12 protein-coding genes are annotated in these 18,123 nt (G+C 45.1%); 5 read left to right on the top strand and 7 right to left on the bottom strand.

Translation table 11 applies throughout. The features are described from left to right. The first annotated feature begins 2 nt into the window (after positions 1 to 2). Positions 3 to 1,724, top strand: a complete 1,722-nt coding sequence (locus BCT34_RS20480; RefSeq protein ID WP_076651786.1) for a cobalamin biosynthesis protein CobT — start codon at positions 3 to 5, stop codon at positions 1,722 to 1,724. A 51-nt stretch (positions 1,725 to 1,775) separates the two neighbouring features. Here the strand turns inward: BCT34_RS20480 and BCT34_RS20475 are convergent, their stop codons facing one another. Both BCT34_RS20475 and pta read right to left on the bottom strand, forming a co-directional pair. Next, entirely contained in the window at positions 1,776 to 2,540 is a 765-nt protein-coding gene (locus BCT34_RS20475) for a sulfite exporter TauE/SafE family protein (RefSeq protein ID WP_076651785.1), read from the bottom strand. 57 nt (positions 2,541 to 2,597) lie between these two features. Beyond that, positions 2,598 to 3,707: a phosphate acetyltransferase gene (pta, locus tag BCT34_RS20470; RefSeq protein WP_076651784.1), complete on the bottom strand. Its 1,110-nt coding sequence runs from the start codon at positions 3,705 to 3,707 to the stop codon at positions 2,598 to 2,600. A gap of 154 nt (positions 3,708 to 3,861) precedes the next feature. On the opposite strand from pta, the gene BCT34_RS20465 reads away from it, so the two are divergent. Together BCT34_RS20465 and BCT34_RS20460 are read left to right on the top strand one after the other, a co-directional pair. Beyond that, on the top strand, positions 3,862 to 4,650 hold the full coding sequence (locus tag BCT34_RS20465) for an IclR family transcriptional regulator (protein WP_076657310.1): 789 nt from the start codon (positions 3,862 to 3,864) through the stop codon (positions 4,648 to 4,650). Between the two features lie 259 nt (positions 4,651 to 4,909). Continuing rightward, entirely contained in the window at positions 4,910 to 6,337 is a 1,428-nt protein-coding gene (locus BCT34_RS20460) for an NAD-dependent succinate-semialdehyde dehydrogenase (RefSeq protein WP_076657312.1), read from the top strand. A 225-nt stretch (positions 6,338 to 6,562) separates the two neighbouring features. Here the strand turns inward: BCT34_RS20460 and BCT34_RS20455 are convergent, their stop codons facing one another. Further along, positions 6,563 to 8,746, bottom strand: coding sequence for a malate synthase G (locus tag BCT34_RS20455; RefSeq protein WP_102300445.1), 2,184 nt, complete (start codon positions 8,744 to 8,746; stop codon positions 6,563 to 6,565). Positions 8,747 to 8,863: 117 nt separating this feature from the next. Continuing rightward, positions 8,864 to 9,817 carry a LysR family transcriptional regulator gene (locus tag BCT34_RS20450; RefSeq protein ID WP_061038005.1) on the bottom strand — a complete coding sequence of 318 codons (954 nt, stop codon included), beginning with the start codon at positions 9,815 to 9,817 and terminating at the stop codon, positions 8,864 to 8,866. Between the two features lie 130 nt (positions 9,818 to 9,947). Between BCT34_RS20450 and BCT34_RS20445 the strand changes: the two genes are divergently transcribed. Continuing rightward, a complete protein-coding gene (locus BCT34_RS20445) occupies positions 9,948 to 11,546 on the top strand; it encodes an isocitrate lyase (protein WP_017633361.1) in 1,599 nt (532 codons plus the stop codon). Between the two features lie 230 nt (positions 11,547 to 11,776). After that, positions 11,777 to 12,367, top strand: a complete 591-nt coding sequence (locus BCT34_RS20440; RefSeq protein WP_241902814.1) for a hypothetical protein — start codon at positions 11,777 to 11,779, stop codon at positions 12,365 to 12,367. 89 nt (positions 12,368 to 12,456) lie between these two features. On the opposite strand, the gene BCT34_RS20435 is transcribed toward BCT34_RS20440, so the two are convergent. From BCT34_RS20435 to BCT34_RS20425, 3 genes are all read right to left on the bottom strand, one after another. Continuing rightward, positions 12,457 to 13,425, bottom strand: coding sequence for a GTP-binding protein (locus BCT34_RS20435; RefSeq protein WP_076657316.1), 969 nt, complete (start codon positions 13,423 to 13,425; stop codon positions 12,457 to 12,459). Positions 13,426 to 13,483: 58 nt separating this feature from the next. Further along, positions 13,484 to 15,142 carry an amidohydrolase family protein gene (locus tag BCT34_RS20430; RefSeq protein WP_076657318.1) on the bottom strand — a complete coding sequence of 553 codons (1,659 nt, stop codon included), beginning with the start codon at positions 15,140 to 15,142 and terminating at the stop codon, positions 13,484 to 13,486. Between the two features lie 524 nt (positions 15,143 to 15,666). Next, on the bottom strand, positions 15,667 to 18,105 hold the full coding sequence (locus BCT34_RS20425) for a M9 family metallopeptidase (protein ID WP_076657319.1): 2,439 nt from the start codon (positions 18,103 to 18,105) through the stop codon (positions 15,667 to 15,669). Between the last annotated feature and the right edge of the window lie 18 nt (positions 18,106 to 18,123).

The raw sequence follows: 18,123 nt of genomic DNA, 5'->3' as shown, positions 1-18,123 counted from the left end.
CCATGACCAATGTTTCTTCTCAGCAGAAAAAGATCCTCGACCTCGGTGTGTCTGTCGCGAGAGCGATCAGTGGTGAATTGAACCTAAATTATCGGGGCGAGCGTCTCTATAACGGTAATACCCCCTGCTATTATCAGTCTGCACACACCAACGATCTCACCTTTGTTTCTCGCCATGAGTTAACAAACAGCAAGCTCTCAATGCAGGGCAAGATCGATTCATCGGCACTGAGACTCTTGTTGTCAGATGCTGATCTTCACTATTCATTACGACCGAAAAACGACGTCGAACGTCTGTTATATGATTTCTGCGAACAAGTACGAGTCGAATCACAAGTCCCGTCTTACCTAAAAGGCGTGACTAAGAGCATTCAGTGTAACTTTGCGTATTGGAGCGATCAGTACCATCAAAATGGCTTTACTGAATCACGAATTGGGATGTTACTGTTCACGCTGATGCAGATCATCCACACCCGCTTAACTGGTGTTCCAGTCTCTGAGCCGATTGCTGAAACCATTGAATCAACTCGTGCGGGCATCGTGCCTATTTTCGGAAACAGCTTGAAGCGCTTGAAGGAACATCGAGCCGATCAACTACAGTTCGCTCACTGCGCCAATGAACTGGCCTCTTTAACGCAAGAGCTCATCAACCATGAACAAGAGAGTAATAACTCGCCAACACCAGCGGTAGAAGAAGACATCAAAATCCTCGCGCAGCTTGCCCTTATCGTTGATGGCGACATTCAAGATGAAGACATCAATGCCGACATCACAGGCAGTAGCAAGGTGTTCGAATTGTCGGGCGCCAATTATCAGGTCTTTAATTCAGAATTTGACCAAGTGGTTGCCGCAGATAAACTCGTCAGGCGCGCCCTATTACTCGAACTGAGACAAAAACTCACCGATGACATTATGGCAAGACAAGTGAACACTCGCCGTTTGGCCGCTATGCTCACCCGCTTTGTTGCGACGCCGCAAAGGAATCGACGTCAGGATCATTTGGAAGAAGGCATTGTTGATGCCACCGCCATCAATAAGCTCGTCACTTCGCCGTTGGATCGTGCTGTCTTTTATCAGCCAGAGATTGGCGCATCCCATCAATGTGCCATCACGTTTTTGATGGACTGTTCAGGCTCAATGCAAAAACACAGTCACAAACTCAGTCTACTAATGGATACGATTCTCAAAACCGTCGGACTAGCCAACATCTCTTTCGAAATTATCGGCTTCACCACCAACAACTGGAATGGTGGCAAGGTCTATCGACAGTGGCTCAAGCAAGGTCAGCGGAAGCACCCAGGTCGTTTAAACGAAGTTCGACATATCGTGTTTAAGGATTTTGATACCCACTGGAGACGCTCTCGCCTTGGCATTGCGAGTCTTCGCAAAGCAGACATCTTTAAAGAAGGGATTGATGGCGAAGCGGTTCAGTTCGCTAGCCAGCGATTGCAGCAACATAGCGCACCGCGAAAGGTGTTGATTGTGTTCTCAGACGGCTGCCCGATAGATACCGCTACCAGCACAGCCAATGATCAGTTCTATTTGGATAACCATCTCAAACAAGTGATTGAACGCGAGTCGATCAAAAACAGTATCGAAATTCATGGTGTGGGGATGGGCGTCGATTTAAGCCCGTACTATCGCAGTAACATTACTTTAGATGTGCAAGAGAGCTGCTTGTTTGGGTTATCTAGGAGTATCTTTGAGATGCTAAAGCGTGTTTAGACAGAGAGGCTTAAGCTAGCGAACCACTAGCCTCCTTTGTCGAAAGTGCTTTTACGAAGCGCCAAACAGCGACCATGCAGATGCGGCCATCAAATACCCACCAATCAACATCAACATCAACACCAGCTTTCTGAGCTGCTCATTAGACAAGGGTGGCGGGAAGCGCCGAGCAAACATAGTAACAAGTGCCACCAAGGGAACAGCAATAGCAGATAACCACAGTATGCTTGGTTCCATGTCGCCTGCCGCGTAGACATTGACGGTACGGGACATCGACGTACAAGCAAACACCATCAACAGTGTGCTTCGCACCAGATCGAGCGTAAAAGGCTGCCGATAGAGATGATAAACAATCGGTGGACCCGCCATCCCAAACAGCCCTCCCGCTAGGCCAGAACTAAAGCCAGACAACAAGAAGGATACTGTTGCCGAGCGCTCTTTTCTGGTTTTAGGTTTGAACATAAAACTCAAACCTGCGAATAACACCATTGCCCCCAATAGCCCTCGCAGAATATGCGTCGCCGACTCACTCAACTCGTCCAGTAAAAACACGCCCAACGACACGCCGGGGATAATACCGATCACTAACGCCACCAGAACTTTGAGTTCCACCAGCAGTGGCTTGCCCATCAACGCGACCAAACAATTAAACAAGGTAACGATACTGACCACGGCGGCAATCACGGGTAACGAAACCAGATTAAGGCTAACTGTAAGACCAATTACGATAATGCCGAGTCCAAACCCCGTGACTGTTTGGAAGTAGGTACCTACCGAAATGGTGGCAAGAATGGCGAGTAAAACAGGTAGCTCCATTAGCAATCCTAATTAGGTGTTTTTACTTAGTACGAGTGCGAGCTTTAAGTGTGAGCCTTAGTACCTAAACTCAAATTCTGATTCTTCTCTTTCTTTAGCACCTTGATCCTCTGAAGCGCTTTGAGCTTCTTGAGCATAAGCTTCAATATCCGTCGTTGAGTTTGCCGTTTTACATTGTTGTGCTTGCACGGCAGTCACCGCTATTACATTGAAGATATCTTCGGCGCTGCACCCTCTTGATAAGTCATTGGCAGGTTGATTCAGCCCTTGCAACAAGGGACCAATTGCGACCGCACCACCTAACCTTTCAGCAAGCTTGTAACCGATATTGCCAGCTTCTAAGTTGGGGAATATCAACACGTTCGATTCGCCCTTAACCTCGGAATCGGGCAATTTTTTCGCTGCTATTTCAGTGACAATCGCCGCATCGAGTTGAACGTCCTGATCAACCGCAATTCCCGGGCTGCGCTGCTTCACTAACTGGGCAGCATGACGCACCTTATCAACCGATTCATGCTTGGCACTGCCATTGGTCGAAAACGACAACATCGCCACTTTCGGTTCTTCCATCAACAGCGTTTGAGCACTGTTTGATGCCGCCACTGCGATTGATGCAAGCTCGGTTTCATTGGGGTTAATCACCAAGCCACAATCACTGAAAATCATGCCACCTTTAAGGTTATGGAAAGGCTCGCACAACATCATTAAAAAGAAGCTCGATACCAATTCACTGTCTGGTGCTGGGCCGATGATCTGCAGCGCAGCTCGCACTACATCTGATGTGGTATAAACCGCCCCATTAACCGTGCCGTCGACCAGTCCTTCTCTTACCATCAAGTTGGCAAAAATCAGTGGGTCTTTGACCCTTTCCAATGCCTCTTCATAAGACATACCTTTAGCTTTTCTTAACTTATACAGACGTTCAGCTAATACGCCTTTAAGAGCCGAGATTTGTGGTGAAACGATGTGAATGCCTGCAAGGTTAATATGATGCAACTGAGCGGCTTCGATAATCGCCTTTTCGTCGCCCACCAGCGTGATATAAGCGAGTTGTTTATCTATCGCTAATCGTGCCGCTTTCAGTACACGAGGGTCTTCAGCTTCACTCAAAACCACACGCTTACGATCTAAGTGCGCCTTATCAATAATCCGTTCAATTGCTTTCATTTTAAAATTCCATTTATTGAGATTAATTGTTCCATAATTTATATTTATATAATTGAAATAATAAAAAAGGTCAAATTTTATTCAGATAATTGAAGAATATTGATTTGGTATGTACACTCTTACACATAGACATATCGCAAGGATGAATCACTGTATGCAAACAGAAACACCACAAGTTCAAGGAGATACGCCCACTCTCCGACTTTTTGCACTATTAGAGGTGATAGCGCAAAAAGACGAGTTTATTTCCCTTCAAGGGCTCGTCGAAGAAACCGGGCTACCGAAACCCACTCTGCACCGTATGCTGCAACAATTAGAATCCGCAGGCATCATTCAAAGAGACGGCGATGAAAAGCATTACAGCTCTGGCATTCGACTCAGAAAACTTGCCGAAAACTTGCTTTTGAATAGCACCATGCACAGCGCCCGACGCACCATCCTTGAAAATCTAAGAGCAGAAGTCGGTGAGAGTTGTAACCTGACTGCTCTTTCAAGTGGTGAAATCATCTATCTCGATCGTGCCGAAACTGAAGCCCCTCTTCGCTTTCACCTGCATCCAGGCTCTCGCGTTCCCGTGCACTGCTCGGCTACTGGCAAACTGTTTTTAGCACACATGTCTAAGTCGCAGCGCAGACGACTAATTGAAAATGTGCCGCTGACTCAATACACCGTAAACACGATTACCGACTATGCGACCCTAGAGAAAGACATCGAAGAAGCAAAAATCCGAGGTTTTGCTATTGATGATGAAGAGTTTTTGCCGGGCTTAGTCTGTATCGCAGTGCTGATACCATCACCGACTGGTCAATCTAACTTGGGCTTAGCGATACAAGCGCCAGTGATTCGAGTGAAACCGGATGAAGCCATAAGGTTCCTACCCGCACTTCAAAAAGCAGCAAAAGCGCTCGCGAAGATCGAAGCTGATAATTGGAGCCAGCAATAGGCCTTTTCTAGAAATTTCGAAGTCCATGACTTAGGTGAGCATGGATTTCGAAAATCCTACTTTGATAAATAATGATTTGGTAAGCATGAATTTGGTAAATATCGCTTTGGTAAACAATGCTTTCGCAAACAAGGACTTCAAAACTATCGAATTAACGACCACAATCTTCGATTAATCAAAACTTGGTCAAAGTGATCTGAACACTCACCGACCCGCACATCAGCAACACGTCTAAAGTAATCACGACAAAGGAATCACGATGCTAAACATTGATAACCAGCACTTACTCTCTTTTATGGTGAAAGAAGCAAACAACGCAGTTGCAGTCACAAACCCAGCTACGGGCGAACTTATCGGCTATGCTCCGATATCTTCAGAAACAGAGTTAACGAGCGCAATTGAACGAGCTCATGTGGCGCAGAAAGAGTGGGCAAAGGTGCCTGCTAAATCTCGTGCTGCACTACTTCATCGCTGGCACCAGCTGATCCTAGAAAACAAAGATGACCTTGCTCGAATCATGACGATAGAACAAGGCAAGCCGCTAGCAGAAGCAACAGGCGAAGTGGTTTATGGTGCAAGCTTTATTGAATGGTTCGCTGAAGAAGCCAAGCGCACTTATGGTGATTCCATTCCTAGCACAGTCGCAGGTAAACGCTTAGTAACCATCAAGCAACCTATCGGAGTCGCGTGCGCCATTACGCCATGGAATTTCCCTGTTGCAATGATCACTCGTAAAGCAGCACCTGCATTAGCTGCCGGTTGTAGCTTTGTCGTGAAACCTTCAGATGAGACACCACTTTCCGCGTTTGCTGTGGTCGAACTGGCTTACCAAGCGGGTATCCCTAAGGATCTACTCCAAGTCGTATTAGGTGATAGCCCAGAACAGATTGGTGAGCTATTCACATCACATCCATTGATTAAAAAAATCTCTTTCACTGGATCGACCCGTGTGGGCAGTATTTTGATGGCTCAAGCAGCAAAAGGCATTAAGCGCACTTCTATGGAGCTCGGCGGCAATGCACCTTTTATTGTGTTTGACGATGCCGACATTGATGCTGCGGTTCAAGGCGCAATGGCTTCGAAATTCCGTAATGCTGGGCAAACTTGTGTCTGTGCAAACCGATTCTACGTTCACAGTAAAGTGTACGATGAGTTCGTGACTAAATTCGATCAAGCGGTTCAACAGCTTAAGGTTGGTAACGGCCTAGATGAAGGTGTAACCATTGGTCCTGTTGTCAGTCAGAATGCGAAGAACAACATCCAAGCATTAATAGACCGAGCAATAGAACAAGGTGCAACACCTGTAACACCAACTCAAGAACTTGATGGGCTATTCCTTCAGCCTGTCATTCTTAAAGATGTGAAACACAGCATGGACATTGTTCAGCAAGAGATCTTTGGCCCTGTCGCTCCTGTGATGCAATTCGACACTGACGAGCAACTCATCGAGATGGCGAACGATACTATTTATGGTTTGGCGTCTTACTTCTACAGCCAGAACATTCACCGTGTATGGAACATTGCAGAGGCACTTGAATACGGAATGGTCGGCATTAACGATGGTTTAATCTCAACCGAGGTAGCGCCTTTCGGTGGCGTTAAACAATCAGGTATTGGCCGTGAAGGTGCGAAAGAAGGCATCGATGAGTACATGGACATTAAGTATCTGTGTTTTGGTAGTAACTAGATTTCGACTGTAGTTAGGCTTCGACGTTAACTCGTTTTGGTCGCTATTAAGATTCAAAAGTAATTAGATCTTAGTGAGTACGAACCTGCCCCATTCTTCCCCCTTCCAACTACAAGAATAAATTAAAAAAAAGCCGCGCTATAAAGCGCGGCACCTTGGGCTCGGTTAAAGGGGGTTTCTTTTTTTAGTATTTTATATTCTATTTTTTGTTATTCGGTTGCTTCACTATTCCTGCGCTTTCAATTTTAGACGCATAGCGTGTAACACTGGCTCGGTATAACCACTCGGCTGAGCACAGCCTTCAAATACCAACTGACACGCTGCGGAAAACGCAATGCTGTTTTCAAAATCAGGCGCCATGTTTCGGTAACTTGGGTCGCCAGAGTTTTGCTCATCAACCACTGCAGCCATGCGCTTCATGGTTTTCATTACTTGGGCTTCCTCGCAAATACCGTGACGTAACCAGTTAGCGATGTGTTGGCTTGAAATACGCAGCGTCGCGCGGTCTTCCATTAGCCCTACATCGTTAATATCAGGCACTTTCGAACAACCTACGCCTTGGTCAATCCAACGAACTACGTAACCAAGAATACCTTGCGTATTGTTGTCCAGTTCATTTTGGATATCTTGAGCTGTCAGCTTTTGATTACCCAGTAGCGGGATAGTAAGAATATCATCAACGTTCGCTCTCACACGCTCACGAAGCTCTTTCTGACGGCTAGGAACACTCACCTTGTGATAGTGCAAGGCATGCAGAGTCGCCGCAGTTGGAGAAGGAACCCAAGCAGTATTAGCACCCGCTTGAGGATGCCCGATTTTCGCGTCCATCATCTTCGCCATGTTGTCTGGCTCTGGCCACATACCTTTACCAATCTGGGCTTTACCTTGCAGGCCACAAGCTAAGCCAAGATCAACGTTTTGATCTTCGTATGCGCCAATCCAAGTCATGGTTTTCAGCTGTGTTTTAGGTGCAAAAGGACCCGCTTCCATACTAGTGTGGATCTCATCACCCGTTCGATCTAGGAAACCTGTGTTGATGAACACGACACGGTCTTTGGCTGCGCGAATACACTCTTTCAAGTTCACGGAGGTACGACGCTCTTCGTCCATAATACCGACTTTAATGGTGAAGCGTTCTAAACCTAGTGCATCTTCAATGCGCCCAAACAATTCATTAGTAAACGCAACTTCTTCAGGCCCATGCATCTTAGGTTTAACGATGTTGATGCTGTTCGCGGTTGAGTTTTGGTAAGGGCTATTCCCCTTTAAGTCATGCATTGCAATGAGCGATGTCACCATACCGTCCATAATGCCTTCCGGCACTTCATTACCTTGAGCATCAATGATCGCTGGGTTAGTCATAAGATGACCCACATTGCGGATGAACAACATGCTACGGCCTTTCAATGAAATCTCACCACCCGTTACGCTTGTGTATTGACGATCGGGATTTAGATTACGAACGATGGTTTTGCCGTTTTTCTCTAGCGACTCTTGTAGGTCGCCCTTCATTAAGCCTAACCAGTTGCGGTAAGCCAATGCTTTGTCTTCACCATCAACGGCAGCGACCGAATCTTCACAATCCATAATCGTGGTTAGTGCCGATTCCACCAGCACATCTTTAATGCCAGCCACATCAACGCTGCCGATCGGTGCACTCGGGTCGATTTGAATTTCGATATGGAGATTATTATGTTTAAGCAGGATACAAGAAGGCGCGCTTGCATCTCCTTGATAACCAATAAACTGGTTACGATCAATTAGAGTGACTTCTTCGCCATTATCTAACGTTGCTGTCAGCGTGTTGCCAATGCTCACATTGCTGATGCTGTATTTGGTCACGTCTTTATGAGAAACACCATTCAGCGGTGCGGCGTCATCAAGGAACCCGCGCGCATAACTCACTACTTTAGCGCCACGAACAGGGTTAAAGCTTCCACCTTTCTCTGCACCGTCGCTTTCACTTATCACATCGGTGCCGTAGAGCGCATCGTATAAACTGCCCCAGCGCGCGTTTGCTGCGTTAAGTGCAAATCGCGCGTTCATGATAGGCACCACAAGCTGCGGCCCTGCTTGTGTTGCGATTTCAGGCTCTACGCTTGCAGTGGTAACTTGAAAGTCTTCGCCTTCTGGCACTAGGTAACCAATCTGCTGCAGGAACTGTTTGTACTCTGCTGCATCCAGTGTTTGACCAGCACGCTCTTGGTGCCACACATCAATTTGATGTTGAAGATCTTCACGCTTGATAAGCAAAGCACGGTTCTTTGGTGCCAGATCTTTAAGGATGGCTGCGAAAGATTGCCAAAAGTCCTCTGCAACTATGCCTGTTCCAGGAATGACCTGTTCATTAATTAATTGGTAGAGGGTGCTATCAATGCTCAAGCTTCCCTGTTGAATACGACTGCTCATAAAATCTCTCTCAAATTAACCGCTGACTACTAAATAAATTTACGTAACTGACGAAAATTTAGCTAATTTATGCCGCTTATATTGGATATTCACAAAAGAAATACCACAAAAACTGTGTTATCCCGTCACACCACTTTCGATTTCATTGGCGACACTTTTGATCAAGCGACGCATCCACTGGTGGTCTGGATTGGTTTGTAACAATGGGCTCCACGCCATCTTCACCTCAAAGGGTTCAATAGCAAATGGGGCTGGTTTGATTAACAAATTAGGGTTGTTGCGCTGCAATTGCGCGGCTTTAGTTGGAATGGTCAGGATCAGATTCTTCTGTTGCGCGAAGAGAATCGCCGACAAATAGTGTCGAGTAAACACCGTGATGTTACGGGTTTTACCAATGCGCATTAATGCTTCATCTATCCACCCCAGCTTTTGTGCTTCACTTGGGTTGATCCCCACTCCGGTTCCCATCCCCGTCTTACTTACCCAGATATGTTGCGCCTTTAAATAAGACAAAATATCAAAGTTATCGGCTATTGGATTATCACAGCTAAATAGGCAAGAGAACCCATCGTGCCAAAGGCTCATCTGGTGAAAGGACTGTGGAATGTCATCAAAACGGTTGATAATAATATCAACTGTACCTTGCTCTACATCCTGATAGCTCACATCACTTGGCGTCATGATATCCAGTCGTATTTTCGGCGCTATCTCGCTCAGTTTTTTCAATAGCGGCTGAATAATGGTCGACTCAGCATAGTCACTCGCCATGATACGAAACACGCGCTCACTGTCTTCTGCATTAAACTCTGTGGTCGGCTGCAGTGTCTTCTCTACATTCGCCAAGATGTTGCGAATCAGCGGTTGCAACTTTTGCGCGCGCTCGGTTGGCACCATCCCTTCACTGGTTCTCACCAATAGCGGATCTTCAAATAGATCACGCAGTCGGCGCAGTCCATTACTCATGGCTGGTTGAGTTATTCCTAATTGATTTGCCGCTCGTGTAACGTTTCTTTCACGTAGCAACATGTCTAAATACACAAGCAAATTAAGGTCTATACGAGCAATATTCATAAGAAAAATACCGAATATAATAACTATAAATTAACAAAATTATCACATGCGTGGTTATTCTTTGTCCATAGCAAAGTTTTAATCCAAGCCAATTTGGCAACCATACCCCACGTGAAACTAAGGAATAGTTATGTCGCAAATTACACAAGATATCGAAATGATAGAAGTTGCAAAAAGCGCTGCAGGTGCTCCATGGGATGCAATCAATGCTGAATCTGCTGCTCGTATGCGAGCTCAAAACAAATTCAAAACAGGTCTAGATATCGCGCAATACACGGCAGATATCATGCGTGCGGATATGGAGGCTTACGATAAAGACAGCTCTCAATACACTCAGTCTTTAGGTTGCTGGCATGGTTTTATCGGCCAACAAAAGCTGATTTCTATTAAGAAGCACTTTGATGGCAAGACAGATCGCCGCTACCTATACCTTTCGGGTTGGATGGTTGCTGCACTTCGCTCTGACTTTGGTCCACTTCCAGACCAGTCAATGCATGAGAAAACATCGGTTGCTGGCCTAGTAGAAGAACTATACACATTCCTGCGCCAAGCTGATGCACGTGAACTAGGTGGTTTGTTCCGTGAACTGGATGCTGCTCGTGAAGCAGGCGACGTTAACCAACAAGACCTTATCCAAGACAAAATCGACAATCACGTAACACACGTGGTGCCAATCATTGCCGATATCGATGCAGGTTTCGGTAACGCAGAAGCGACTTACCTAATGGCTAAGCAGATGATTGAAGCGGGCGCATGTTGTCTACAAATTGAAAACCAAGTTGCCGATGAGAAGCAATGTGGTCACCAAGACGGCAAAGTAACGGTTCCACACGCTGACTTCCACGCGAAACTTCGCGCACTTCGTTACGCATTCCTTGAACTAGGCATCGACAACGGCGTTATTGTTGCTCGTACCGATTCTCAAGGTGCTGGCCTAACAAAAGAAATCGCAGTAGTGAAAGAGCCGGGCGACCAAGGTGATATCTACAACTCATACCTAGATGTTGAAGAGATCGATGTTGCAGATATGGCAGAAGGCGACGTTTGCTTTAACCGTGACGGCAAGCTAGTTCGACCTAAGCGTCTACCTTCAGGCTTATACCAATTCCGCCAAGGTACTGGTGAAGATCGTTGTGTATTCGACTGTATTGAAGCAATAAACGCGGGTGCTGACCTACTTTGGATTGAGACTGAGAAGCCACACATCGGCCAAATCAAAGAGATGATGGACGGCGTTCGCGAAGTTCACCCTAACGCGAAACTGGTTTACAACAACTCTCCATCATTCAACTGGACGCTAAACTTCCGTCAGCAAGCTTACGATGCATTGGTTGCTGAAGGTAAAGATGTATCTGCTTACGACCGTGCAAACCTAATGAGCGCGGAATACGACGAAACTGAACTGTCTGCAAGTGCTGACGAGAAGATTCGTACATTCCAAGCGGACGCATCTCGTGAAGCGGGTATCTTCCACCACTTGATTACGCTACCGACTTACCACACTGCTGCGCTGTCTACCGACAACCTTGCGAAAGAGTACTTCGGCGACCAAGGCATGCTGGGCTACGTTGCTAACGTTCAACGTAAAGAGATCCGCCAAGGCATCGCATGTGTTAAACACCAAAACATGTCTGGTTCAGACATCGGTGATGACCACAAAGAGTACTTCGCTGGTGAGAATGCACTGAAAGCAGCGGGCGAAGCGAATACGTCTAACCAGTTTGATTAATCGCTAACGCTTTTGGTTAGCTGCTAAAACTAAAGCCTCCCCCGCCCTTCTCTCTTACTTAGGTAAGATCCGGGGGAAGGCTTTGAGATAAAGCTTGTACTGCCGGCTTTATCTCAAAGTCTAAGAATTGTGTTCTACACCACGGTCAGCTAAGTAACATCTGTTTAAGCTAACTGTATTCATGTTTGTTGAAATTCCTGTTTGTTGATATTTTTTGATTGAGAGTGCCTATGACTTCAATACCTAAACACCTACAAGATGCAAAAACGCTGCTATCAGAAAATGGTTTCGCAACGGGTGATACTTGGTATCACGGCACATCTTCAGCCTTGCTTGCTTCAATTAAAGGGCAAGGCCTGAAACGTTCTGGAGACAAAGCACTCAATGAGGCCGCTTCAAAAACAATGGCGACGATTGGCAATAACTACACCGAATCTGTAGAACCTGTCTTCCTAACTCAAAGCAAAGAGCTTGCGTATTACTGGGCACAACAAACGGTTAGAGAGCGCAGCGTTCGTTTCGAAGGCGAGGAAAAGCCTGTTGTATTAGAGGTAAATTTATCTGAAAAGCAACGCGCTAAAGTAAGACCGGACGTAGGGGCAATGAGCTTGCTAATGATGTGTGTTGGCGAACAGTTCATGGCTCACCTAGCTATGGTTTATCAAGAGAACAACATCGCAGGCCCTGACATTGAACTGCGCACTGCAGATCGCATGGACTATCTGAATAAACTAGGGATGGCCTACATTGATGAAGATATCAGCCGCGCTTGTGTTTTTGAGTTAACTGAGAAGGCAGAATTAGAACACAGAGTTACTTGAGAATGAAAAATTATCTGAAAGAAAAGGTGGCCTGAGCCCTAACAGGTATAAATAGAGGCACCCTTTCCTTCTAACCCATTAAAATTTCATCACACACGATGCTTATTAATAGCTTCCTTGAGGCTTTTTTTGTCAATGCTTCCTTTAGGTGCAATGAACACGAGCCTAGATTGACGAACCTCATCTTTGCCCCACTCATCGCCAACAGTTATCGTAGCTCGCTGCCCTGTACATTGGAAAATACATTGCCTGTCAGAACGTTCTGCAAGGTTCAAAATACCTTTCATTCTATATACATCCATAGATAAACGCTCCAGCAGTGGATAAAGAGTCTCGACCATTAATGGGCGTTCAGTTTCGTAACTAAATGTTTCAAAATTATGCTTTAAACTAGCGTGATTGGCCTCTAACTTTGCACTCTCGATAACATTCCCTTGATTTACTATCGGAGAGGTCTCTGTATCGAATATCAATGCCAAATCGACCATAGAATTCTGTACATTTATAATTTTAGAAAGTGGAGATTGCTCTCGACACCATCTATGTACTTCTAGAACCACATTCTCGGGTACCAAATCAATTTTATTAACCAAAACAAGATCGGCTGCTTTTGCTTGTTGTTCTGCAAGACTTAGCATGTCGCCTTTTAGAGATAAAACATTTTCAGCATCAATAGTGGTGATAATGGCATTTAATGGTGCATGTTCCTTAAAGCCTTCCTCACTGAATTTTGATGCAATATCAATCGGATCAGAAATTCCTGATGTTTCAATAACGATTTGCTCAGGACGACATTCTCCTGTCATCGCAATAATACGCATTACTGCAACGACTAATCCTTCGGCCAAATTACAGCAAATACAACCGTTTTCTAGAGCAATCATTGTATTATCTTGATGTTTAACTAAGCTAGCATCGACATTGATCGAGCCAAAATCATTCACAATAACAGCTACTTTATTATTCTCTTTATTGCTAAGTATATGATTCAGTAATGTCGTTTTTCCTGCGCCTAAAAAACCAGATAAGATTGTAACGGGGATGGGTTTGTTTTTCATAATTCACCTAAAATTTGGAAAAAGCAGGCAGTGTAAATACTAACCTGCTAATTATTTACTAAACGTTTCTACGTATAGCTTGTCCCGGTAACTTCCCTTCAACCCTCTGGTTGTTATCAATAACCAGCTGACCATTAACCATCACAAACTGGTGGCCGGCAGCTTGTTGTGCAGGCTCAGTGAACGTTCCCATATCTTTAATTTTGTTGTAATCAAAACAGATAATATCTGCATCACAACCTACTTGAATACGGCCTTTTTTCTTCATCTGAGGCACCGCTTCAGAAATGATATTTGCTGGTATCAAAGATGTTTTTGCTAGTCCGTCTAACAATGAAATGCTTTCTCGTTCAACAATCCATTTGTGCACAAATCGAGAGAAGCACCCACTACTTCTTGGGTGCGCAAACGCATCAGCAGGCAATGGCCAAATATCACCTTCAAGAATGGTACCTTTGCCATCTAACCACGGCATACCGTCAGAAGCGATTGCCCCACCAGGATATAAAACGGCAAGATCCAATAAAGCCTGGTCTTCTGCGGACTTGTCTTCACTCAAGAAATGAAAGTTGATAGGACTGCCTGGCGCTGTTTCTTGTAGATCAATAATACTTTGTTTAGTCATAGGTTTACCCAACAACTCTACTGTCCCATAATCAGTATTACCAAAACGTTGTAACCAATCATCCCCACGCATAAACTCCGCACCAATCGCGGTTGAAAAAGCGCCATACGAATATGATTCAACCGTAACAGGAATGCCTTTCGCTTGTGCTTCTTTTAATAGGTCGGTGCCAGCCTTCAAATCACGATTCGATACACTGTTAATATGACAAACATGCATATGTGCGCCCGTAATAGCCGCTAACCCTATCTGTTCACCTAAGGCTTCAAATGAGCTTTGCGGCTCTAAAACACTCATGTAACGATCATGAGTGAACGTCGGCATATTATATTTTTTAGCCATTTTAGATAGTTGGTAGTACTCTTTTCTACCCATGCCCGGTGCATAGCCTGCGTTGATTGAAATACCAATGCCACCTTGTGAAATACCCTCTTCTACCAACGCTAAAATACGTTCTAACTCTTGATCTGTTGGAATTGAGTTTTGCCAATTTGTGTAAGAAAAAGCCTGTTGGAACCAAGACATTTTTCCTGTCGCAGGTGGAATATCTTTCTCCAAAACTAATGCTCTAGCAAAAGCCCATGAAGCACCGAAGCCATAATTTATTGGGCGACCTTCTTCAGCTACATCACGATATGCCATATCAATTGGAAGCACCCCAGACTCCAATTCCAGAGCCGTTGTCACGCCATCAAAGGCTTGCATCCAAGCAGCAGGGAGTTGCTGACCATGCGCGTGTAAGTCAATAAAACCAGGCGCTACAATAAGGTTAGAAGCATCGATAACTTTTGCTCCTTGCAATGTTTTCTCTGAAATGGCAGCAATGCGTCCTTTGATAATTCCGAGATTGCGAACAGCGTCTAATTTCGTTTCTGGATCAATAACACGACCATTTAGAATCACAACATCGTAAGGTCCTTTTTCATTAGGTTTTAATGCAATCGCTTCACCAAGATCAAGATCCAAGTCACCAGCAATAGACACCAAAGGGGTAGCTGCCGCAGCAACGGCCAAGCCTGACATAAACTTGCGTCGGCTCACACCAACCTGCTGATCAACAACTCTATTTTCTGTTGCATTTTTGTTACTCATCATTCCACCTATTATTAAACAATGTAATTTGCGACTCCAAGTGCACTCATGCCTGATATCTACCTATTGATTTTCTACACTAACAATTTCAAAACTAGGTCGATATGTTCACATTAGACTACATTCTTGTTATTTATGAATCATAATTAACAATCTTGATTCACAACAAACTCCGCGCCATCGATTAAAAATATATCGAAACTTCATCAAGAGTGATAATCCATTATGTAGGATGCTGTCCTCACTTACTCACAACATACATAGTTAGTTGACGATGTCGCCCATTGACAATTTAGGAGGTGTTCGAATTAGTAACACTTCTGAACGAATTAGATACCCAGTCTACAAAACAAGAACGGAGAAAGAGCGAGGGGCCTTGTGTCTGCATAAAGTAGACATAGCAAAACCGGACGTTAATGCCCGGTTTTTTATCTATCGAACTACCTGATATTTAAATCGTTTAGCTCGGTGACTTTTTAGCTAACGGCATTTTGCTGAATGCAGTTCTTACTAATGCTGCTTTATTAATGAAAATAAACCAACATCTCGACATCATCACCTTGTTGTTCTGCACCGAGTAGGAAGTGTAAATAGCCTTCCTTTGTTACAGGGATTTGTAGGTACTCATTGCTACCACGGTAATCAGAGACATAGTCATGCTGTCCTGCCGTTGGCCAATAGGAGTGACTGGCAAACAGATCAACGTTACCTCGATTTTGGTGCTCGGTATTCTTATCATTCAACCACACTCTTACCTCCTGCACGCCCTGTGGGACATAAACCGCGGCATAACGTCGCTGATGCACAGTCAGGGTTTGAGCCTGACCCGATTCGAAGATCACTGGTGTTAAATCATCTTGTTCTTGTGTGGGTGGTGTTGGCGTTTCTGCTTCTAGCGAAGCCAACAGTGTCACATCCTTGAAATCAGTACGCCCCGCAATACTCATGTAGTAGCGACCCGGTTTGATATAACCTGATGTCTCTGGCTCAAACGTGACAAGCTCGTTATTGCCGTTATCATATTGGCTAAATTCAAAGTCATAGTAATGCGCTTCTTTGTTGTAGCTCATGTAAAGATCAGCATCACCTTGGCTTTGGCCTGAAGCATGACCTTCAATCGAAACCTCAAAATGCGTGGTGTTCTCTGGTACATCGACGTAGAACAACTGCTCACTGTACGCCTCGCCGTTCAACACTACACCTTGGTTTGCTGCAAGCACTATGGCTTGGTCTGTTGGATTTGTAGGTTCTGTGGGATCAGTCGGCTCTGTTGGTTCACTTGAAACGGTGTCTAGCCAACGCTCAAACTCACCATTGTATTGTTGCCCAAGCACTTTCACTTGTTGCGCCCATTCTGAAAATTTGCCAGCACGAGACAGTGCCAACAAGCTCTGTACTTCTTGAGGATGTTCTTCCATCATAAAGCGCACTGCCAAGTAACCCCATCGGTAAATACGATTAGAATCGTGCGAGTAAGTGGTCGCAAGCACATCCGACAAACTCATCTTCCCGCTACTAATCAAACCAACAGCGGCATCGTAACCTTGCTGGTAATGCATGAACTCAGCAAAACCTTCTAGCCACCACACGACATAGCCATGAACCAAATTATCACTAAAGGAACCATACTGGTTAAAACGAGCATCGAGATAATGGGTGTATTCATGCTCTAAATTAAGAATCGAAAGGTCATCGCCGTTAGCATAACGATAAGCTACAAAACGTGCCACGTTACCCACTTCTGCAGGGTTTCCTTCTAAATACTGACCGCCGTTGTCGGTAGTGTTTCCAAACAAAAATGCAGAGTAATCGGTGTAGCTACCTTTGCTGCCAAATACCGCCACTTCAACGTGGTTGTTGTTATCGCCGGCGACGGGTTGTTGCCCAGTATTCGCCACTTGATGAAACTCTGCCTCTTTCGCTGCCAACACATCACACGCTTCAATAGCTTGTGACACACTCAAGTCTTGAGAGCGAATAATGGCAGGCCCTTGGCATTCATGACGATTAGGAAGAATACGCATGGCTACATCACGTTTTGCTTCCTCAATATCTAATCCGTTCAAGCCTTCAGGAGCATAATGGCCCATCATTTCAACAGCGGCCAACCAAAGTTTGTCGTGCTCACTGCCAAGCGGATTTTGTGCCATCACTTGCTGCATAACTCGTAACGCTTTATCTTTAGTTTCTTTGTTTGGGCTTGCAAGCAAGCGACCGGTTTCACGGACTGCGTTATAAACAAGAAAGCCTGCATCAGTATCCAATGCCCAAGAGTTATCACGAGCGAACGCTGCAAGCGTATCGATATGCTGAGTATGACTCGCCATATAATCGTAAAAGTTATCTCTAGCTGCGTGACCCGCCATTGCTCGAAACAGATTACTTAACCCGTCGACCCATTGTGAGTCTTGCGCGGTCTCTCTATTGAAGTGGGTCAGTGCCGCAAGTTGAGCGTCCATCGTCAATGGTAATTGCTTAACGTTATCGACCATCAGCGTCAAACTTTTCATAGCTCCAACTTGCTCACGACCTTGGTTTAGTGCATTTGCATTCGCAAGAAAAGCATTGACCGATTGAGCAAACCGCTGGCTCAACGCCTCAGAAAAATTGTCTGCTTGCGCATTATAGCGAACGTAATAAGCTGCACGAACAAACTCACCAAGGTTTTCGAGCTTACGAGCTTGTTCCGATTCACCTCGATAATGGGTAATTTCTGAGTTCAGCGCGACCTGAATACGGCTTAGGTTAGCTTCACTGTAGATATTATTTAATGAATTTTCCGAAGCTGAGAACCAAGAGCTATAACAGCTGTTGTCCGCTGCAGAAACAGACAAAACAAGCTCAGAAGCTAGCTGAAGATCCGAAACATCACACTGACTTTCAGCAAAAGAGAAACTGGAAACAGTGGCAAGCATGCAAGCGATCGCCAAACGATGGCGTGGGAATAAACGGGGATGAGACATACTGTAGTGGTCAAGTAA

Origin of the sequence: Vibrio sp. 10N.261.45.E2 (genome assembly GCF_002875705.1) — a bacterium.
Lineage (GTDB): Bacteria > Pseudomonadota > Gammaproteobacteria > Enterobacterales > Vibrionaceae > Vibrio.
Note: the sequence above shows the minus strand (reverse complement) of the source record. Positions and strands in the feature narration are given on the sequence as shown.